This window comes from Paenibacillus sp. FSL L8-0641, from assembly GCF_038006265.1.
Classification (GTDB): Bacteria; Bacillota; Bacilli; order Paenibacillales; family Paenibacillaceae; genus Paenibacillus; species Paenibacillus polymyxa_D.
In genome coordinates, this window is record NZ_JBBOUW010000001.1 from 3,600,476 (window position 1) to 3,620,579 (window position 20,104).

The window sequence follows — 20,104 nt, forward strand, 5'->3', positions numbered from 1 at the left end:
ATTCTTAAGTTACTCAAAGTCCTTAAAAGTGCGGTGTTCGATGGGGCGCGGCTCCGCGGATCATTTGATCTTACGATCGCTGTTGCACGGGGATTCTTTGGATTTTATAAATGATTTTAATGGTAAGAATCCCCCTAGGTTTATACTTCCGAAGCAGCTTTCCTTTGGAAAGCTTTCAGGCGAACGCTCTCGCTTCTCCAGATTCAAATGATCCGCTTCGCTACTGCCCGCCTTTATATCGACGTCACGCTTTTAAAGCTTGTGAAGATACTACAAAAATTATCGTTCTATAAAAAACAGCTCGGCCATGCTTGTCATGGCTGTCCTTGGTAGATCATAGGCTGTTACATAAGTATTTTCACCTAGAAAAGGGGGCTATGCCCGTGTTTATACATGTTATACTCCCGCTGTGCGGCGGACTGTTTATTTTTTTGGGCGGGATGAAGCTGATGGAAGCAGCCCTCCGGCATTTGGCCGGCCCCTTCCTCACCCGTTGGCTGAACCGCGCCACCGTTTCCCCTTGGCGGGGTATGCTGTTCAGTTCAGGCATTACCGCCCTGTTGCAAAGCAGCACCGCTGTAACGGTGCTGACGATCGGACTGGTCAACGCCGGGCTGTTGACCTATGGCCGCACGCTCGGCATCATTCTCGGCACCAATATCGGTACCTGTCTCACCACCGAGCTGATGGGGCTCCAGCTTGGCAAGCTGGCTGTTCCGCTGCTCTGCGGCTCACTGCTCTGCTGGAGCGTCGCCGTACTGTGGGGAGAATCCGTCTCCGTTCGCCAGTACGCGTCTGCCGGAGTTTCACCCGGCTCCAATGGGCTTAGCCGTCCGCAGGCTGTACAATATATCAGCCTCGTATTTGCTGGATTTTCGCTGATTCTGGCGGGTATCCGCGTAATGCAAACGGTCGGCCCATGGATTGAGCAGGCCGGACTATTCCGCTGGTTTCTTGATCACGCTGCGGCCAACATGTGGTGGGCCTTCGCTGCGGGTGCCTGCCTGACCGCACTGGTTCACAGTAGCGCAGCCGTTATTGGCATGGCGATCAGCCTTGCCGCTGCGGGTGCCTTGCCAGCCGATGTGGGGATCGCCATCGTCATCGGCTCCAATGTAGGCACCTGCGTAACCGCCCTGATTGCCGCTGTTGGCGGCAGCGTGTCCGGCAAATTTGTAGCCTGGTCCCATGTGCTGCTGAACGTAGGCGGAGCCTTGCTCTTTATGCCGTTGATCCCTGGGCTAGAAATGGCCGCCGCCTGGATATCTACCGAGCCCGGAGCCAAGGTAGCCCATGCCCAAACCCTGTTTAACGTCATTAGCTCTCTGCTGGTCTTGCCTCTGTGCTACCTACCTGTATGGACGCGTTTAGAGGATCGTATATCTCCCCACAGAATCAAACGTTAATTCCTAGCATGGACAGCGCCTTGCTCAAAATGACATCATTATTGTCATATCCGCCCTGGCGCTGGAGAAGCCATGCTTCCTCAGGCTTATGCCATGCAACTCCCTTAATTTCTTCGATTTGTGCCTGTAAATCCCCATCCAGTGCCTCTACGAGATAATAATGTACTTCTTTATCTACTTCCCCAAATTCTGGATGCTGATACGTATAAGCAATCATATCTACATGCTGGATAATCCGCCCGTTCAACCCTGTTTCCTCGCGAATTTCACGTAAAGCCGTCTGTTCGATTGTTTCTCCCAACTCCATTTTTCCTTTAGCCAAGGATACCTTGCCATATCGGTCAGTAATGAGCTGAATTTCAAGCTGCTCCCCCTGTTTGCGAAACACAACACCGCCTGCTGAAATTTCCTTTTTTGCTGCCATCCTGTAATCTCCCTTCCTTGCGCAACAAGGATTCCGTCCTCTCTGTAAGGAAAGGCGAAATCCTTGTTTGCCATCTCTATTGCCTTTTCAGGCTTTTTTTGTTCTTACAGAGCTGTTTGCAGCCCATTCTCCAGTACGCGAACCAATTGGCCTTCACTTTCATTAATGCCTGCCTTCGTTAGCTTCACGCGGCATACCTTGCCAACCAGATCCTCAGTACCTTCAAACGCCAGTTGAATATAATTGTCACTATATCCATGGAGTATGCCGCTATCTTCGGTCCCTTTCGGCGCAACTTCCGGAATGACCTCCAGTACCTGACCTACAAACTTCTCAGCATACGCCAGTTGCATTTGCTCTGACAGTTGTATCAGCTCATGCACTCGTGCATTTTTCACGTCTTCGTCCACCTGATCCTCCATACGCGCCGCAGGAGTTCCACTACGCTTGGAGTACGGAAACACATGCATTTCTGAAAAACCGATTTTTTTCATCAGCTCATAGCCATTGCGGAACATTTCATCCGTCTCCCCAGGGAAGCCGACAATTACGTCCGTTGTAATCGCAACATCGGGCATTGCTTTGCGAATCATAAGCATTTTGTTATAAAACTCTTCTGTGGTGTACTTACGACGCATCCGTTTCAATACAGTGTCGTCCCCCGCCTGAAGCGGTATATGAAAATGACGAACCAGCTTGGTGGAACGGTTCAGTACATCAAGCATTTTTTCATCAATCTGGCTGGCTTCAATCGAACTGATGCGGATACGCTCCAGCCCTTCCACTTTCTCCAGATCCCACAGCAGATCAGATAGGTCATAATTATCCATGTCGTCACCATAACCGCCAGTATGGATACCAGTGAGTACTATTTCCTTGTAGCCTGCGTGTACCAGTTGACGCGCCTGTGCAATAATGCTCGCAGCGTCACGACTGCGGGATAGCCCCCGCGACCATGGAATGATGCAGAAGGTACAGAAGTTGTTGCACCCATCCTGAATTTTCAAAAAGGCCCGAGTATGATTAGCAAAATCAGGCACATCCATTTCCTCAAATACACGCGTTTTCATAATATTGCGCACGGCGTTCACTGGTTGACGCGTCCCTTGAATTTCCTGCACGAACGGAATGATTTTGTCCCGATCTTGAGTCCCGATAACGAGATCAACGCCAGGAATATCCATAATTTCGGCAGGAGAAGTTTGGGCGTAGCAGCCCGTCACTGCCACAATGGCATCTGGATTCCGGCGAATCGCGCGGCGAATGATCTGACGACTCTTTTTATCGCCGGTATTCGTAACGGTACATGTATTAATAAGATAGACATCCGCGGTCTGCTCATCAAAGTCCACCTGTTCATAACCTTCATTTTTAAACAGCTGCCAGATCGCTTCTGTATCATAAAAGTTTACCTTACAGCCCAATGTGTAAAATGCCACTGACGGCATATTAAACCCCTCCCATTTCTCCTGTCTCATATAAAATGCAAGCCAATGCAGCCAGTCCTGCGGTCTCAGCACGCAAAATACGTCTTCCCAGTCCTGTAGACTGGGCCCCAGCCTGCTCGGCCTCCAGGCTTTCCGCTTCAGTAAAGCCGCCTTCCGGGCCTACCACCAGCAGAACACGCGGCATGTCCGTCGACGCCCATTGTCCTACCAATGGCTGGATTACATCCCGTAGCTGCTGACCCTGCTCTTTTTCATAACAATAACATATCAAATCATACCCAGCAAAAGAAGCCAGAAGTTCTTTCCACGTCATGGGCGCACTAATTTCTGGAATCCGGTTACGGTGGCTTTGTTCAGCCGCTTCCTTCACAATCTTGCGCCAACGCTCCAGTCGCTTGCCTTCTTTTTTGGCATCATACTGCACTACCGTACGCTCGGACAAAAACGGTACAAACCCGGTTGCTCCGATTTCTGTACATTTTTGCATCACCGTCTCCATCTTGTCTCCTTTAGGAAGACTCTGAGCGATGGTGACCTGCACATGCGGTTCAGAGGTCATCTTCAGCGGCTCAATAATCGTCGCCGTAACATGATCCTGCTCTATCGTATCCAATGCAGCCAGTGCTTCCCTAGATACCCCGTCACTGACTATAATTTTGTCACCACTACGGCCCCGCATGACTTTAGCGATATGCCGCGCGTCCTCACCCGCAACAATCACGTGATCTTCTAGAAATTGCTCTGCCGGAATAAAATAACGCTGCATTCTCTCTCACACCTATTCCTGGATTTTGCAAAAATCCTCATTCTAAAAATAACTGTTATCCACTAATGTTCCGTACAAAATCCGAATAAATCACCAAGCAACATCATATCATCTTTTGCGCCTGTATGACCAGTCTGTTCACTCTTCTATTCAAGGTATACCTACCATTCTCGTAAAAAAAGGAGCCCTTAGGCTCCGAACAATCCAGTGATATAAAAAGAGAACTGCAAAAACTGTATATAAATCATCTGGGCCAGCGTGTAAAGAGGTTCAATCGTTACAACTCGAACCTGTGGAATGACCAGGATAAGCAGAAAAATAAAGATCGACCACTGTTCAAACTGCTGGAGTTTGCGACGTACAGGAGTGGGGGTCACATCTTCCACAATCCGGTATCCATCCAGTGGAGGCAGTGGGATCAAATTAAAGATAAACAAAAACAGATTTAAATTGATCAAAGCATTGATAAACAAATAGATTGCTTGAGCCACCCGTTGGTTCTCCATCCCCGGCAATACTTGAAAATGAAGGAGCACGGCATAGATTAAAGTAGTAACAAATGCAAGCAGCAGATTGCTGAGCGGACCCGCAGCCGATACAATAATGCCCATGAGGCGCGGACGACTAAAGTTATCACGATTAACCGGAACTGGCTTGGCCCAGCCAAAGCCTCCGATCAGCAGCAGTAGCGTACCCAGCAGGTCAATATGCACTGCCGGATTTAAAGTCACGCGCCCAAGTAGCTTGGCTGTAGGGTCACCAAATTTATTGGCATAAAATGCATGTGCAAACTCATGAACCGTGAACGATATGATCACGGCCAGCAAATAAAATGGAAGAACATTTAAATTTACACGAAAAATATTTTGTAAAAAATCCATACTTACCTCTTTCTCGCCACAAACGCCAGCCAATCTTCATCCCGGCTTATTTCGGCAATCTCAAAGCCAGCTGCCTTCAACGCAGTTTCGACAACTTCTTCTTTGTTCTTCCAAATCCCTGAAGCAATATAAATACCACCTGGTTCCAGGGCTTTATATACATCGTCAATGAACAGCAAAATAATCTCTGCCAATATATTAGCTACCACTAGCTTGACGGGTAACTGGATACCCAGCGTTGGATCGCTTGCATTAAGCACCGATAGCAAATCACTTTCTTTAATGGTAATGCGTTCCTCCAGCCCGTTCAGACGCGTATTTTCCCGCGCACTGGATACTGCCACCGGATCCAGATCCAAGGCAAGTACATGCTTCGCTCCCAGCTTTACAGCTCCAATGGCCAAAATACCGGAACCCGTGCCGACATCAATGACTTCTTCCCCGCCCTTAATTACAGATTCCAGCGTTCTCAGACAAAGGGATGTCGTAGGATGCGTTCCAGTCCCGAAGGCCATACCAGGGTCCAGCTCAATGATTTTTTCCTCTTCACTCGCAGGCTCATAGTCCTCCCAAGTGGGTTTAATCGTCAGACGGTCCGACACACGCAAAGGCTTGAAATATTGCTTCCAAGCATTTGCCCAGTCGTCCTCATCAACTGTTTTCAGTTCATACTGAACCTCACCAGGGTCAATATCGAAAGTTCTCAATTCTTCGACGCGCGGCTCAATTTGCGAACGAATACTATCCATGTCCACTTCTTCGGCAAAATAGCCTTTGATGATCGCTTGTCCTTCAGGTATGTCGTTCAAAGGTCGATCATACCACTGTCCATAGGACGTATCCCGCGGCTTGTTGAGCGAACCGGATTCTTCAATGGAAACCCCTCCTGCACCTGCTTCGTGCAGAAAATTCGAAATCATTTCGATGGCTTCTTCGGTTGTATGTATTGTAATTTCATTCCACAACATGGTTTTCATTTCCTCCTCATTTCACATGCATACATTACATTGTACTATATACATGCACAGGAGTTCAAAAAAGCTGGTAATCGTCCTTTTCCGATTTCTCCAGCCGGACTTGGAATTGCTACGACGTCTGTATTTATTGATCCTGCTATTTCTGGTGCTGTCAACAACCGTGTAGAGTTAAAAGCCTCGATTGGACTACGTTTCGTCGGTGTCGGCAACATTCGAGTACTTGTACGTATATGGAGAGCCGGCAAGGAAATTTATTACGGACTGGAATCCAATGTCTTCGATAACAATATTATTCTTAATGTCGAAACGGTAGACGTTGCGCCTCTGGGCGTGCAAAACTACCAACTAATTATTGAAAATCAAACGCCTGCGACTACTGCTTTCGTCGCCGGTCCTCTTGTTTTTAGTGCAACAGCATACAGCAGATAATGAATAGAAAAAGGAAAGAACACAAATAAGACGGGCTATCCCACAAATCATCCTATTGATGGAGATAACCCGTCTTATTAAATTCTACTCATTGTCGTTTATGATACGCTGCTGACGACGGTCAGCTCCTTCGCTACGCCGGATCGCTTCCAGATCCTCAGCATCTGCCTGATCTGCTGAGAACTCAACATCTTCATTTTTAGCAGATTGCATGCGTTTGATTTTCTCTGTTTTGGTTAGCACTTTATCAAACCGTTTGTTTTTAGACATCGGTCACTGCCCCTTCCAAACTTTTCACAGCATTCCACCCGCTTGTTCCACGATGGACATTGCCTGATGATGAATGGATTCATCCACCACAGCAGTCAACAAAATATCGCGGCCTGTCGGTCCGCCCTGTCCTCCATCACTCATGCCACTGGCGGACGGATCAGCCGCAGCCAGTATTGCTGGAGTTGCATCTGTAAAGTCCACGCCCTGTGTCAATGAGGACAAGCTGCTAATCTGTCCTGAAAATACAGGCAATCCGGCGTTGCCAGTAGACTGCCGCGGATACCGGCTAAATCGGTCTATCGACACATCGGCTGCCCGGAGAGCTTCTAGTTTTCTAGCAGCTCCCTGTGCTTCCTCAGGACTTTTGAAATACGCCAAAATATTTTTTTCGCCCATCTCAAAATCTCCCTGTGTAGTATTGAGCGCAACTGCTCTTCAAGAGCATAGAGCGTTACGCTTTGTTATATCCTGCTCATTGGCACGATTTTATATTCCGACGGATGCAGACGATATCAAGAACAGTAGGCCAAGACAGTGAACCAGAGTTTGTGAAGAGCATAACTTTTACGGGTGTAAAACAGCTGCTGGAGCTTCACCTGACTTAGCTACTCCTGTCTCCCAAGCAGCGCGAATAACTGCATCCCGTACCTTTTGAACCACCTTCGGATTAAAGACATTCGGTATGATATAAGTTTCACTTAGCTCCTCAGGACAGATCGCATCAGCGATGGCAAGTCCGGCAGCTAGTTTCATTTCCTCATTAATCGTCGTAGCATGACAATCTAGAGCACCCCGGAAAATTCCCGGGAAGCACAGCACATTGTTAATCTGATTTGGAAAATCGGAGCGGCCAGTAGCGAGCACACGTACATAAGGTGCAGCTACAGCCGGATCGATTTCCGGAATCGGATTCGCCATGGCGAACACAATAGGATCAGTTGCCATGCTCTGTATATCCTCTACAGTCAGTATGTTCGGGCCTGACACACCGATGAATACATCAGCTCCCACAATCACCTCGGATAAACTCCCACTTAAATTGTGCGGATTAGTCATGTTCGCATACTCTGTCCAATGCGGATTACTGTACTCCACATCACGGTGAATAGCTCCCTGTCGATCAACGCCAATCAGATTGCGCACACCTGCCTTAAGCAGCATACGGGAGCAGGCCATACCCGCTGCACCGATTCCTGCAAATACGACTTTGACATCCTCCATTTTTTTGCCACATACCTTTAATGCATTGACCAGACCCGCTAACACAACGACTGCCGTACCATGTTGATCATCATGAAATACTGGAATGTCCAGTTCCTGCTTCAACCGTCTCTCGATTTCAAAACAGCGTGGCGAAGATATATCCTCCAAATTAATGCCGCCAAAAGCAGGAGCAATCATTTTAACAATTTGAACAATTTCATCAGCGTCCTTCGTGTTGAGACAAATCGGAAAGGCGTCGACACCTGCAAATTGTTTGAACAACACCGCTTTACCCTCCATTACAGGCATAGCGGCCTCCGGTCCGATATCTCCTAATCCAAGTACCGCGGTTCCGTCTGAAACGACTGCTACTGTATTCTTTTTGATCGTTAATTGATACGCTTTGGCTGGGTCATTGGCGATTTCCATACAAATTTCAGCTACACCCGGCGTATACACTTTGGACAACCCTTCCATCGTTTCAATTGGCTTCTTTGGTAAGGTCTCCATTTTGCCACCTGCGTGTAATTCTCTAATTTCATCTATTAAACTGCTCATATTTTTCTCCATCCTTTCATGTCTCTATTTGGATATGAAACTCAATCCTGTGTATAAAACTCATCAGCTCCATAATTGGAGTAACAAAGTTGCTAAAATGACCGTGCCTGCCCCACCAATACGTGTTGCAATTTGCGCAAAAGGCATCAGTTCCATCCGATTGGACGCAGACAGAATGGCTACATCTCCCGTGCCCCCTAATCCACCGCGACAACTGGTCACCAAAGCAGCTTCTACGGGATACATGTGAATCCATTTTCCTGTGAAGTATCCTGTAACAATCAATGCAACTACAACAGATGCGCAGGTGATGGCATAAGGAACCGTTAAGATCCCAACCACACTATCCAAAGGTACATACAAAATACCCAATCCCACCATCAAGGGCCATGTCAGACTTGCCGTTATACACTTGTATAAGTGAAAAGCTCCCTGCTCCAATGTGTTCGGCATAATCTGAATGCACTTAATTAACGCAGCCGCCAGAATCATGAGGATCGGACCTGGAATATGGAGATACGGCTCCAGCAACTTACCCACAATAAAGAAAGTGCAAGCTAACAGCAGACCTCCTCCCATCAATGGAAAAGAAATCGATTGTTCCAGACTTGCCGGGGCTAGCTTTTCTGCACCTTTCTCCAGTTTCAATAACCTCCCGTTACCCGAAGTTTTTGGATTTTTCTCCGCTAATCTCTTCAGAATACCCGCACCTATGATTGCAACAATGTTCCCGATAATTGCAGCGGGGATAAATTGAGACACGAATATTGCCGAATCCTTGCCCAGCACCAATCCATACGAAATGGACAACGGTAAAATGCCTTCCCCAATCCCACCGGAGATAATCGGAATGATGATGAAAAAAAATGTATGATAGGCGCTATAGCCAAAAGCCATACCCACTATCATCCCCACGGCAACTGCTGCAATAGATCCTATAATAATGGGGGCGAAAATCTTGACAATTCCGTTCATCAGCATTTTCCGATCCATACCAAGAATACTACCCGTTACTAGACATGCGATGTAGAAGTAAAGAAAATTCGAGGTTTTCATAAGCGTGTGTACAGCACCCATCGCAGATGGACTGAACATATTCCAAAATACCATTAACGATGGAACCATAAGAGATAAAATGGCCGGCCCGCCAATATGCTTAAGCAACGGAAGTTTGGCCCCTAGATCACTGAGCAGTATACCTAAAATCATGATGACGGCAAACCCGCCTAACAGATCGTTCGGAAGTCTTTCAGTAATTGCAGCTGCATAAACAATCAGCGCGATCACGGCATAGAGCGGAAGAGGAATAACCCCCACCTTTACCCTGCCCAGCATTCTCATGCCATCTACAAAATTTTTGCTCCATCTTTGCCCCTTTTGAATGACAGGCTGGTTCGTAGCATTTTCCATAAATCTCCCTCCATAAAGTGAAGAATGATGATCATGTTTCCATTCTACACCTTGGAAAACGCTTTATTTGGTTTTAAAACTAATCATTCACTTTTGTAATTAAAGTAATCGGAAAGAAGACTTAAATAAAACTATTCATGATGTCTTCTGCCTGTGGCAATATTCGGTATTGGTAAACAGGGCGTCCTATGGTTCCGTATATGGTTTCCATGGAAAGAGCCTCAATCTCTGTCATAAAAGCCAGGTACTTGCGCATAGACACCCTGGATATCCCTGCACTCTCCGCAATATCCTCGGTGGAAAATAGTACCTTATTATTGTGCCGCTGGATACAATTCCATATCATAGCCAGCGTGGATTTAGTTATGCCTTTGGGCAATCGTGCCAAGTCTTTAGTCAAGCTTTTATGATAAATCAGTCGGTCCAACTCCTCCTGAGAAAGTAGACTGCGCTCACGCACGATGCTAATGTGCTCTCGGTACCCCGTGAGGGCCTCCAAAAAACGGTTAAAGTGGAACGGCTTAATTAAGTAATCCACCGCGCCGAAGTTCATTGCTTTTTTGACACTGTTCATGTCACTTGCAGCCGAGATGACAATGACATCTATATTTACACCTGTCTCCCGTATGAATGACAGTAAATCGAGGCCATTGTTTTCCTGCATATACACATCTAGCAATATCAGATCAATGGCTTGTTCAGCTATATATTTCTTAGCCTCTTCCACAGAAGAAGCCCAACCCCCACATCGGAAACCTTCTACCTGCTCCATATATTTGCGGTTAAATTCCGCAACCATCGGATCATCTTCTACAATCAGGACATTAATCATGTTCATCATTCCCCGCTATAATGTATGGAATCGTAATCTGAAAACAGCACCCTTGCTCGGCTGGGATTAACTTTATACTTCCCTGTAATCTTTTCACGCTTTGCGTCACCAGATAAAGACCCATCCCTCGTGACTCTCCCTTGGTCGAAAAACCTTTTTCAAATATAGCCTTCACAAGCCCTTCCGGTATACCTGGACCATTGTCGCACATGATACAGGTCAGATAACCGTTCTTCTGGCTTTCTTCATAATAAAGTGAAAGGGTAATTCGCTTGTGCTCGAAAGATTCCATCGCCTCCACCGCATTATCAAACAGATTGCCAAGAATAGTAATCAGTTCATGCGTCGTTTGAGTTTGACTGGATTCGGGCAAGTAACTACCTGGAGTCAGTTCAAAACTTACCGCTACCTCTCTGGCCCGGCTTAATTTTCCCAACACAAACCCTGCCATAACCGGGTCCCTAATCTGCCGGGTGATAGAGCCAATTTCCACTTGATGATGCTCGACGGCATCCATAATGTAATGCTCCAGTTTATCATACATTTGCAAGTGCACCATCCCCATAATGACATGCAGCTTGTTCATAAATTCATGAGCCTGCGCACGTAGTGCTTCCGTGTACAGGGACACTCCTGTCAAACGTTCTGCCAGCTGGTTCATTTCCGTTTTATCTCGAAAGGTTACAATTGCCCCCACAATTTCCCCTTTGACCCGTATCGGAACACTGGTAGTCAGCAAAGTTATTCCACCCAGCTCCATTTCCTCATCCATTTGTGGAGTACTCGCTTCCAGGATCTCTTGCAATCGAAAAGCGGATAGATAAACGGTAATTTCCTGTCCGGAGAATGAGAAATCTTCAATCCCCGCTTGTCTAAGTAGACGAATCGCTTCTGCATTCATCAGCATGACGCGACCGAATTCATCTACCGCAATAACTCCTTCCTTGATGGATTGCAACATAGCACTGCGTTCCTCCAGCAAGCGTGCAATTTCCGGCGGCTCGAGACCGACTAGCATATTTTTGATTTTACGAGCCAGCACTACCGCACCTCCAGTGCCGATCAATATTCCGATGCCAATGGCGATAGCAATAAGACGGTTGTTGCCTTCCTGAGCCATCTGTACATCTTGCATGGATATACCAACAACAATCGCCCCTACCTGCTTCCCCGTTGAACTGAACACGGGGGAAAAGGCTCTCATGGACAAGCCCAATGTACCCTTCGCAACGGACACGCTCTCATGGCCATGAAGTGCAGTATACTCGTCTCCACCGACAAAAGCTTTGCCGATCATCCTAGCATCCGGGTGCGTTTTACGAATTCCCTTCATATCCATAGCCACGATGAACTGGATGTGATTTGCTACTGAGACCCTCTTTACATACTCCTGCATGGAAAGAGACGAACCCGTCCCTTGCAATTGCTCGACAATAAGCGGCGTATGGGCGAGTGTACGCGCGATGGACATTGCCTTTTCTTCCAATCCCTTCTCAGTTTCCTGCTCCACTCTCTCCGCAAATAACAGGGTTACAGGCAGAAGCACAAGTGCCATAACTAGACATACTAGCAGTGTAATTAGGCCTCTGAGCTTTAATAGTGGTTTACCCCGACGCAGCTTGAGCTGTACATTTCCGATGGAACTCACCCCTTTCTACTTGATATTAAGTCTCGATAGTTCAACATGCCTATACAAAAATGGTTATGTATGTGTTTACCTGAATATAAAAAAAAGGAACTACCCCGCAATTGCGGAATAGTTTCCTTTGATTCATGGTTGAAGCTCCGCGATTTCTAATTGGGCTTAGTCGCCTCGGAAGGCGCGCTTCACACGGTCAAAAAAAGACTGCTCATTCTCATGCGTCTGTTCTCCGCTAAGCGAAGAGAACTGACGCAGTAAATCCTTTTGTTCCTCACTCAGCTTGCTAGGCGTTATCACAACTACCTTAATATGCTGGTCACCCTGACCAACGCCACGCAGTTTTGGCACACCTTTTCCTTTAAGACGGAAGTAAGTACCTGTTTGCGTACCTGCTGGAACTTTCAACTTCACTTTCTCGGTCAACGTCGGGATCTCGACTTCATCTCCCAATGCTGCCTGTGAGAACGTCAGCGGAATTTCGCAGTAGATATCGTCTCCCTCACGCTCAAAGAAGTCGTGCGATTTCACACGGAACACGACGTACAAGTCACCTGCCGGTCCTCCGTTGACACCGCCTTCGCCTTCACCGTTAATACGCATCTGTGCGCCGTCATCCACACCCGCTGGAATGCGAATATGAATTTTACGTTGCTTGCGTACCCGACCGGAACCGCTACAAGTCGTACATTTTTCTTTAATGATTTTACCGGAACCGCCGCAATTAGAGCAGGCGCGTCGATTAACCATACGACCAAACGGTGTATTCTGCACCACTTCTTCCTGTCCGCTGCCGTGGCAGACGGAGCAGGTTTGTGGTTGAGTACCCGCTTTGGCTCCCGTACCGTGACACGTATCACATGTTTCCGTACGTTCAATATGAATGTCGGTTTCTTTACCGAACACCGCTTCCTTGAACTCAATCGTCATCGTATATTGAAGATCGTTCCCACGCTGCGGTGCATTCGGATCACGTCGACCATTGCCGCCGCCACCAAAGAACATATCAAAAATATCGCCAAATCCGCCACCGAAGTCGGCACCACCACCGAAGCCGCCTCCCATGCCCTGGTTCGGGTCTACATGTCCGTACTGGTCATATCTTGCCCGCTTCTGACCATCGCTGAGAACATCGTAAGCTTCTTTGACTTCTTTAAATTTAGTTTCCGCGTCCGCAGCCTTGTTCACGTCCGGATGATACTGACGCGCAAGCTTACGGTAAGCCTTTTTGACTTCATCATCCGAAGCGCCCTTCGCGACGCCCAGCACCTCATAATAATCACGCTTATCAGCCAATGTTCCACCCCCATGCCTACAACGTGTCTGCACTACATATAAAAGGAAAGCCAAAGGCACGGGATGACCCGGCTTTGACCTTCCCATCATTTCAAGGCAGTACAACCCGTAATATGCTTATTTATCTTGGAAATAACTGTTACCCTTCGGCTAATTGTTATTTATCAAGGCAGCTACGCTGCAATTACTATTCAGTATATCATAACGCATCGGTGTACCGTAAAGCTACCACTACCCGATCCGTAACTTAGTCTTTCTTCTGGTCTTCGTCAACAACTTCATAGTCCGCGTCAACCACATTGTCACGGCCTTTGCTGTCTGCTGCGCCGTCTTGGCCTTGTTGAGCCTGTGCTTCTTGAGCAGCTTGCTCATACAGCTTTACAGACAATTGCTGAACGATTTCAGTCAGTTCTTCAGTAGCCTTTTTGATATCTTCCAGGTTGTCGGTTTCCAGCGTTTTTTGCAGATTTTCTTTTGCTGCATTTGCTTTTTCGACTTCGCCTGCATCCGCTTTTTCGCCCAGATCTTTAATCGTTTTGTCTACAGAGTAGATCAGTTGATCCGCAGCGTTTTTCGCTTCTACCAAATCTTTGCGTTTTTTATCTTCTTCCGCATGCAACTCGGCATCCTTCATCATACGTTCTACTTCCTCGTCGCTCAAGCCGCTGGAAGATGTGATCGTAATCTTTTGGCTTTTGCCTGTGCCTTTATCTGTAGCGGATACGTTCACGATACCGTTCGCATCCAGATCAAAGGTAACTTCGATTTGCGGTACACCACGTGGTGCTGGAGGGATATCTCCCAATTGGAAGCGACCCAGTGTTTTGTTGCCTGCTGCCATTTCACGTTCACCTTGCAGCACGTGAATTTCTACGCTAGGCTGATTGTCGGCATATGTCGAGAATACCTGCGATTTGCTCGTAGGGATCGTCGTGTTACGATCAATCATTTTAGTAAATACGCCACCTGCGGTTTCAATACCGAGGGACAGTGGAGTTACGTCAAGAAGAACGACGTCTTTCACATCACCAGTCAGTACACCCGCTTGAACTGCCGCGCCCAAAGCTACCACTTCATCAGGGTTTACGCCTTTGTGAGGCTCTTTACCTGTCAGCTTTTTGATTGCTTCTTGTACAGCCGGAATACGTGTGGAACCGCCGACCAGAACGATTTTGTCGATGTCGCTGGCACTCATGCCTGCATCTTTCATCGCTTGACGAGTAGGTCCCAAAGTACGTTCTACCAGACCTTCAGACAATTCTTCAAATTTCGCACGAGTCAGGTTCAACTCCAAATGCTGTGGAACGCCATCAGCTACTGTGATAAACGGCAAAGAAATCGTCGTTGTCAGTACGCCAGACAGTTCTTTTTTCGCTTTTTCCGCTGCGTCTTTCAGACGTTGTACAGCAGCTTTATCTTTGCTTAGGTCAATGCCTTGATCTTTTTTGAACTCATTTACGAGGTAATCAATAATCACTTGGTCAAAGTCATCGCCACCCAGCTTGTTATCGCCGCTTGTTGCTTTAACTTCGAAGAAACCGTCGCCCAGTTCCAGAATGGATACGTCGAATGTACCGCCACCCAGGTCATATACCAGGATCGTTTGGTCTTCGGATTTTTCCATACCATATGCCAATGCAGCTGCTGTCGGCTCATTGACAATCCGCAGAACTTCCAGACCGGCAATTTTACCTGCATCCTTGGTTGCTTGACGTTGACCGTCATTGAAGTAAGCTGGAACAGTGATAACAGCTTGAGAAACGGTTTGTCCCAGGTAAGCTTCAGCATCGGATTTCAGCTTTTGCAAAATCATAGCGGAAATTTCCTGTGCGGAATATTCTTTGCCGTCGATGCTTTCTTTATGATTTGTACCCATGTGACGCTTGATGGACATGATTGTACGATCCGGGTTTGTAATTGCTTGGCGTTTTGCTGTTTCCCCTACAGTACGTTCTCCATCTTTTTTGAAACCAACAACGGAAGGGGTTGTGCGTGCGCCTTCCGGATTTGGAATAACGACTGCTTCGCCGCCCTCCATAACAGCCACACAAGAGTTGGTTGTACCTAAGTCAATACCGATTACTTTGCTCATCGGACAATTCCTCCTTCTGTATATACGAGGCCCGCAGGCCAGAATGGTTGAATCAAAATGATGTATTTCTAATGTCATAATTTTGCAAAATTCGATTCCAGTCGCTCCAAAGTGCAATATTGTTCATTGAAAGTCGCTTATGGGATTTTTGCAAAATCCTCATGTATATTGAAAAAGCTACATGCTCACTTTTACCATCGCTGGACGAAGCACCTTGTCCTTCAGCATGTACCCTTTTTGTACCTCTTCAACAACAATGCCTTCCTCATGCTCTTCGCTCTCCACCTGCATAATAGCCTGATGGAAGTCAGGATTAAACGGTTGTCCCACCGAATTCATGGCCGTTACTCCTTCTGCCTGAAGCACACTCTCAAACTGGCGGAAAATCATTTCCACGCCTTTGCTGAATGACTCAGACTCCGCTCCTTGCGGTGCCGTTGCCAGCGCACGCTCGAAGTTATCCAAAACAGGCACCAACTCGGTAACCAGCTTCATAGATGCATATTTGGCAAGGTCTTCTTTTTCTTTCAGCGTACGACGGCGAAAATTATCAAAATCCGCCTGAGCGCGTAAAAACCGTTGCTGATGCTCTTCCGCCTGAGCGCGAAGCTTATTCAGCTCTGTTTCGCTTTCTTGGTCTTCCAGTGCCGCCGCTTCATTAACCGGCTCTTCCTGCTGGCTCGCTTCGGCGGCTTCCTCTGTGCTTACATTTTGTTGTTTTTCTTCTTGGAACGCTTGTTCTTCCTTCAAAATGTTTCACCTCCTTCAAGTCATAACTACCTTTACAAAAACACGCAACAATGCACCCGCGCAGGATACGAGCCGTATCCCGACGCGGAACATGTAATACCGCAACCTATGCGGCTTTGTTCTATTTAAACCGCTGCGTTAGCATTGCGGTCAAATCCTTAGACAGGATACCCAAAATATTAATAACTCTCGCATATTCCATCCGTGTCGGACCCAGTATGCCTATAGTGCCCAACGCTTCTCCGTCTACTGCATACGTAGCAGTAATCAGGCTGCAATTGGCAAACGCCTCATGATCATTTTCAGTGCCGATGCGGACTTGAATTTCAGGTGCCCCGACAACAGGTGTCATTAGTTTAAGCAGCGTTGGTGTTTCCTCCAGCAGATCGAGAATATGTTTAACCTTTTCTACATCTTTAAATTCAGGTTGATTAAGCATGTTTGTCGCACCGCTCAAATACAAGCGCTGATCCGATTCATTATCCAGTGCTTTATCCAGCACCTTCATAGCGTCCTCAAAATGAGACACATGCTTCTCCATCTCCTGACCAAGTGCGGTGTAAAGGCGTGATTTAAGCTGATAAATCGGCACACCGACCAGCTTGCTGTTCAGTAAATTCACAACCTTCTCCATCTCGGAAATCGAAATTCCCGGTGGAATATCTACCGTTTTATTCTCCACCTGACCGGTATTGGTCACGATTATCGCCACAGCCGTCGTTTCGTTGAGCGGCAGTAGCTGAAAATGACGCAATGAAGTATGAAAAACCTCCGGCCCAAGCAGGATGGAAGTATAATTGGTCATATGGGACAGAATGCCTGACGCATGCTGGATCACTTGCTCCATTACATTCAGCTTTTCGGCATAAAAGGCTTTCAGTTCCCGCATTTCCATAGGCTTCAGTGTATTCAGTGGTACCAGATGGTCCACATAATAACGATAGCCTTTATGAGACGGGATGCGTCCCGCAGAAGTATGGGGTTGCTCCAGATAGCCCTGTTCCTCCAAATCCGACATTTCATTACGGATCGTGGCCGGGCTGAATCCGACATCCTGCCTTTTGGATATGCTGCGGGAACCCACTGGCTCAGCCGAACGAATGTAGTCATCAATAATCGCATTCAGAATGAGTCTCTGACGTTCGGTTAACAAGCGAATCCCCCCTTGTTGTTTATCCATAATAGCATGATTGTTAAATGGAATCATTAGCACTCGTTCGCGTTGAGTGCTAACCGATAATACAAAAATACCAAACCGACCTGATCATTGTCAAGTCAGATCAGTATTTTCAATAAACAAGATTTATCACAACAGTTTAGTTTACTGGAATGAATCCAGAACGTTTACACTTTTTCACGAAAAACCTCAATATCCAACGTATAAAAACCGTATTTATGTATAGTGACACAGAAAATAGAAAAATTCGAGACTATGTCTCCATACCATTATAACTTCTTTGTCCTTGAGGAGGAATTAAATTTGAGAACTAATCGCCGCAACCTTTTATACGCATCGATCGCACTTTTACCTACAATTTGTATGTTTCAGATCGGCAATGCAACATTACGATGATTTAACACTAGCCGATTGGGAAGGGTATACACATAGTCCAAGCAGAAGCGGAGAGTCTGAAAGATATGTTGTCGCCTTGTATAAATATAAACACCGAGTTCCATTAGACGGCACTGCATACTTTTATAATGATACTGATTATCATAAGGACCATCCCATCAGAAGCCTGAATGGAATACCTTCCGAACTGGAGCCTCATCATCAATTCATTTGGTGGTTGCTCAAAACATATGAGAAATAAACCCGCATTAAACAATGTAGGCTGTATAATATACGCATGATTAGGTCCTGATGAAAAAAGAACTGACCTCATTATTGACAGGTCAGTTCAGTACTTTCAACACTGCGATTTCATCACAATTGTTTTGTTTACTACAGTGAATGCAGTCGGTCCACACCTTTTCAGGAAAAATTTCTTTACTTACTACATCAAAACCGTTTTTTATGAAAAAAGAGACCTCGTAGGTCAATGCCATAATTTTAGGAATTCGTTGCCGCCGTGCTTCTATTATAAGGCCCTCCACTAGCTTGGAGCCAATACCCATACCTTTATGTCCCTCAGAGATGCCAAGGGAGCGAATCTCTACCAGGTCAGCGCCCAATTTGCATAAAGAACCACAACCAACAACTTCGCCGTCCACCTCTGCAACAATAAACAGCTCCAGTTGGCGCGTTAGCACTTCCCTCGAACGTGGCAGCATAATCCCCCGCTCTGCATAGCCGCTAATCATTTGATATAAAGGCTCCACATCCTCAGGAACCGCACTTCTGCACAATACATCTTTACACACTGAAGCCATCTTGCTCTCCTCCTATCGCTTGCCGCATATAATGAATAAATATACAACATCACGCATAGAATCGCAATACTCCATTTCCCCTGCTGTGACAGAATGGTGTAATAAAATGATGGTCCCAGCTTACGAAGTTGAAACGTGCTGTATTGAAGCCTACAACTTATGAATTTACCGTGATTGAACCAATAAACTCTGCAAATACATCATTTCCGAATAAAATGCCACGTTCACTCAAACGATAACCGTCCTCAATCGATTCGATTAACCCCGCATTGAGCATTTTTCCAAGAGGAGCAGTAAACGTATCCTCCAACGCCTGACCGAATTGAGCTTCAAAGCGAGACTTGGAAACGCCCTCTAGCATTCTCAAACCGACCATAAGAAAATCCTCCATAGCTTCCGCTACTGGCACCTCAAAGCTATCCAGACGTGGCAAACCATTACGACTAGCCTCCACATAAGGGTTAATGCCCTTAATGTTCATATGGCGCTCTCTGCCAACATATCCATGTGCCCCAGCTCCGAGACCGTAATAGTCCTCATTTCGCCAATAGGTCATGTTGTGCTTGCTCCCCAAGCCTGGTTTTGCGAAATTACTAATCTCATACTGTTCATAGCCCGCTTCTTTCATGCGACGCATGAGGAGTAAGTACATTTCCAGTTCGTCATCCTCATGTGGAAGCGGTAGCTGATTTTTCTGGTACAGCGTGTGGAAAAGGGTGTTTTCTTCAACCTTCAAACTGTAGATAGAGTAATGAGGAAGCTCCAGCTCTAGCGCTCTACTGACGCTTTCATGCAGCATCTCCACCGTTTGATTCGGCAAACCAAACATCAGGTCAATCGACAGGTTGTCCAAGCCAACCTTACGTGCGTTTTCCAAACTACGATATACGTCATCTGTACTGTGAATACGACCTATGCCTGTGAGTAGCTCATTCTGAAAAGCCTGTACGCCAAAGCTGAGTCGATTGACGCCGCCTTCTTTCATCACAGAGAGTTTTTCAAAATCAGTGGTACCTGGATTAGCTTCCATGGAGAACTCAATATCTTCCGCCCAATGCGGGAAGTAGGTTCGGACGCTCTTCAGGAAATATTCCATTTCTTTCGGATTTAGGGTAGTTGGTGTTCCACCCCCGACAAAAATGGTTTTAATCTCTCCTGGTGGGTGAAGCTTAACTGTATGTTCCATCTCCCGTTCCAGTGCATACAGATATTCCATAACAGGTTGATCCTTGAGCACATAAGAGTTGAAATCACAGTAAAAGCATTTATTCGTGCAAAAAGGTATATGCAGGTAAACCGCTTGAGGCGCGGATGAATGTTCATGTTTTTGTATGGATGCGGTCATAC

The 20,104-nt window shown here is 46.6% G+C and carries 19 protein-coding genes; 2 read left to right on the forward strand and 17 right to left on the reverse strand.

The annotated features are described in order from the left end of the window. The first annotated feature begins 383 nt into the window (after positions 1 to 383). Entirely contained in the window at positions 384 to 1,406 is a 1,023-nt protein-coding gene (locus MKY16_RS16245) for a Na/Pi cotransporter family protein (RefSeq protein ID WP_340957579.1), read from the forward strand. On the opposite strand, the gene MKY16_RS16250 is transcribed toward MKY16_RS16245, so the two are convergent. From MKY16_RS16250 to prmA, 5 genes are all read right to left on the reverse strand, one after another. After that, positions 1,396 to 1,830, reverse strand: coding sequence for an NUDIX hydrolase (locus MKY16_RS16250; protein WP_029515343.1), 435 nt, complete (start codon positions 1,828 to 1,830; stop codon positions 1,396 to 1,398). The two genes, MKY16_RS16245 and MKY16_RS16250, sit on opposite strands and share 11 nt — an antisense overlap. Before the next feature lie 104 nt (positions 1,831 to 1,934). Beyond that, positions 1,935 to 3,278, reverse strand: a complete 1,344-nt coding sequence (mtaB, locus tag MKY16_RS16255) for a tRNA (N(6)-L-threonylcarbamoyladenosine(37)-C(2))-methylthiotransferase MtaB (protein ID WP_103049601.1) — start codon at positions 3,276 to 3,278, stop codon at positions 1,935 to 1,937. Position 3,279: 1 nt separating this feature from the next. After that, a complete protein-coding gene (locus MKY16_RS16260; RefSeq protein WP_340956148.1) occupies positions 3,280 to 4,044 on the reverse strand; it encodes a 16S rRNA (uracil(1498)-N(3))-methyltransferase in 765 nt (254 codons plus the stop codon). Between the two features lie 188 nt (positions 4,045 to 4,232). Continuing rightward, entirely contained in the window at positions 4,233 to 4,925 is a 693-nt protein-coding gene (locus tag MKY16_RS16265; RefSeq protein ID WP_340956150.1) for a site-2 protease family protein, read from the reverse strand. Positions 4,926 to 4,927: 2 nt separating this feature from the next. Continuing rightward, complete coding sequence (prmA, locus tag MKY16_RS16270) at positions 4,928 to 5,893, reverse strand: 50S ribosomal protein L11 methyltransferase (protein ID WP_029515347.1); 966 nt, start codon at positions 5,891 to 5,893, stop codon at positions 4,928 to 4,930. 39 nt (positions 5,894 to 5,932) lie between these two features. On the opposite strand from prmA, the gene MKY16_RS16275 reads away from it, so the two are divergent. Then, positions 5,933 to 6,331 carry a hypothetical protein gene (locus MKY16_RS16275; protein WP_152526671.1) on the forward strand — a complete coding sequence of 133 codons (399 nt, stop codon included), beginning with the start codon at positions 5,933 to 5,935 and terminating at the stop codon, positions 6,329 to 6,331. 84 nt (positions 6,332 to 6,415) lie between these two features. On the opposite strand, the gene MKY16_RS16280 is transcribed toward MKY16_RS16275, so the two are convergent. The 12 genes from MKY16_RS16280 to hemW all read right to left on the reverse strand — a co-directional run bounded on the left by MKY16_RS16280 (position 6,416) and on the right by hemW (position 20,102). After that, positions 6,416 to 6,601, reverse strand: a complete 186-nt coding sequence (locus tag MKY16_RS16280; RefSeq protein ID WP_029515349.1) for a YfhD family protein — start codon at positions 6,599 to 6,601, stop codon at positions 6,416 to 6,418. 24 nt (positions 6,602 to 6,625) lie between these two features. Then, the gene (locus MKY16_RS16285) at positions 6,626 to 7,000 is read right to left on the reverse strand and encodes a hypothetical protein (RefSeq protein WP_069012560.1); all 375 of its coding nucleotides are present in this window, start codon (positions 6,998 to 7,000) and stop codon (positions 6,626 to 6,628) included. A 168-nt stretch (positions 7,001 to 7,168) separates the two neighbouring features. Next, on the reverse strand, positions 7,169 to 8,365 hold the full coding sequence (locus MKY16_RS16290) for an NAD(P)-dependent malic enzyme (protein ID WP_029515351.1): 1,197 nt from the start codon (positions 8,363 to 8,365) through the stop codon (positions 7,169 to 7,171). 63 nt (positions 8,366 to 8,428) lie between these two features. Continuing rightward, positions 8,429 to 9,775, reverse strand: coding sequence for a 2-hydroxycarboxylate transporter family protein (locus MKY16_RS16295; RefSeq protein ID WP_340956155.1), 1,347 nt, complete (start codon positions 9,773 to 9,775; stop codon positions 8,429 to 8,431). A 121-nt stretch (positions 9,776 to 9,896) separates the two neighbouring features. After that, positions 9,897 to 10,607 carry a two-component system response regulator DcuR gene (gene dcuR, locus MKY16_RS16300; RefSeq protein WP_069012557.1) on the reverse strand — a complete coding sequence of 237 codons (711 nt, stop codon included), beginning with the start codon at positions 10,605 to 10,607 and terminating at the stop codon, positions 9,897 to 9,899. After that, the gene (gene dcuS / locus MKY16_RS16305; RefSeq protein ID WP_340956159.1) at positions 10,600 to 12,255 is read right to left on the reverse strand and encodes a DcuS/MalK family sensor histidine kinase; all 1,656 of its coding nucleotides are present in this window, start codon (positions 12,253 to 12,255) and stop codon (positions 10,600 to 10,602) included. Before dcuS ends, dcuR begins: the two co-directional genes overlap by 8 nt. Before the next feature lie 156 nt (positions 12,256 to 12,411). Next, positions 12,412 to 13,542, reverse strand: coding sequence for a molecular chaperone DnaJ (dnaJ, locus tag MKY16_RS16310; RefSeq protein ID WP_029515355.1), 1,131 nt, complete (start codon positions 13,540 to 13,542; stop codon positions 12,412 to 12,414). Between the two features lie 247 nt (positions 13,543 to 13,789). Further along, a complete protein-coding gene (gene dnaK, locus MKY16_RS16315; protein ID WP_029515356.1) occupies positions 13,790 to 15,634 on the reverse strand; it encodes a molecular chaperone DnaK in 1,845 nt (614 codons plus the stop codon). A 177-nt stretch (positions 15,635 to 15,811) separates the two neighbouring features. Beyond that, on the reverse strand, positions 15,812 to 16,384 hold the full coding sequence (grpE, locus tag MKY16_RS16320) for a nucleotide exchange factor GrpE (RefSeq protein ID WP_029515357.1): 573 nt from the start codon (positions 16,382 to 16,384) through the stop codon (positions 15,812 to 15,814). Between the two features lie 121 nt (positions 16,385 to 16,505). Continuing rightward, positions 16,506 to 17,537, reverse strand: a complete 1,032-nt coding sequence (gene hrcA, locus MKY16_RS16325; protein ID WP_029515358.1) for a heat-inducible transcriptional repressor HrcA — start codon at positions 17,535 to 17,537, stop codon at positions 16,506 to 16,508. 743 nt (positions 17,538 to 18,280) lie between these two features. Beyond that, the gene (locus MKY16_RS16330; protein WP_013311174.1) at positions 18,281 to 18,757 is read right to left on the reverse strand and encodes an N-acetyltransferase; all 477 of its coding nucleotides are present in this window, start codon (positions 18,755 to 18,757) and stop codon (positions 18,281 to 18,283) included. Between the two features lie 157 nt (positions 18,758 to 18,914). After that, positions 18,915 to 20,102: a radical SAM family heme chaperone HemW gene (gene hemW / locus MKY16_RS16335; RefSeq protein ID WP_340956161.1), complete on the reverse strand. Its 1,188-nt coding sequence runs from the start codon at positions 20,100 to 20,102 to the stop codon at positions 18,915 to 18,917. Between the last annotated feature and the right edge of the window lie 2 nt (positions 20,103 to 20,104).

What these genes read in the sequence shown, in the direction of transcription:
- dcuR (WP_069012557.1), bottom strand. Translation starts at nt 10,607, where the DNA reads ATGATTAATGTCCTGATTGTAGAAGATGATCCGATGGTTGCGGAATTT.
- MKY16_RS16260 (WP_340956148.1), bottom strand. Translation starts at nt 4,044, where the DNA reads ATGCAGCGTTATTTTATTCCGGCAGAGCAATTTCTAGAAGATCACGTG.
- hemW (WP_340956161.1), bottom strand. Translation starts at nt 20,102, where the DNA reads ATGACCGCATCCATACAAAAACATGAACATTCATCCGCGCCTCAAGCG.
- MKY16_RS16250 (WP_029515343.1), bottom strand. Translation starts at nt 1,830, where the DNA reads ATGGCAGCAAAAAAGGAAATTTCAGCAGGCGGTGTTGTGTTTCGCAAA.
- MKY16_RS16265 (WP_340956150.1), bottom strand. Translation starts at nt 4,925, where the DNA reads ATGGATTTTTTACAAAATATTTTTCGTGTAAATTTAAATGTTCTTCCA.
- prmA (WP_029515347.1), bottom strand. Translation starts at nt 5,893, where the DNA reads ATGTTGTGGAATGAAATTACAATACATACAACCGAAGAAGCCATCGAA.
- mtaB (WP_103049601.1), bottom strand. Translation starts at nt 3,278, where the DNA reads ATGCCGTCAGTGGCATTTTACACATTGGGCTGTAAGGTAAACTTTTAT.
- MKY16_RS16295 (WP_340956155.1), bottom strand. Translation starts at nt 9,775, where the DNA reads ATGGAAAATGCTACGAACCAGCCTGTCATTCAAAAGGGGCAAAGATGG.
- dnaK (WP_029515356.1), bottom strand. Translation starts at nt 15,634, where the DNA reads ATGAGCAAAGTAATCGGTATTGACTTAGGTACAACCAACTCTTGTGTG.
- MKY16_RS16330 (WP_013311174.1), bottom strand. Translation starts at nt 18,757, where the DNA reads ATGGCTTCAGTGTGTAAAGATGTATTGTGCAGAAGTGCGGTTCCTGAG.
- MKY16_RS16290 (WP_029515351.1), bottom strand. Translation starts at nt 8,365, where the DNA reads ATGAGCAGTTTAATAGATGAAATTAGAGAATTACACGCAGGTGGCAAA.
- MKY16_RS16285 (WP_069012560.1), bottom strand. Translation starts at nt 7,000, where the DNA reads ATGGGCGAAAAAAATATTTTGGCGTATTTCAAAAGTCCTGAGGAAGCA.
- MKY16_RS16280 (WP_029515349.1), bottom strand. Translation starts at nt 6,601, where the DNA reads ATGTCTAAAAACAAACGGTTTGATAAAGTGCTAACCAAAACAGAGAAA.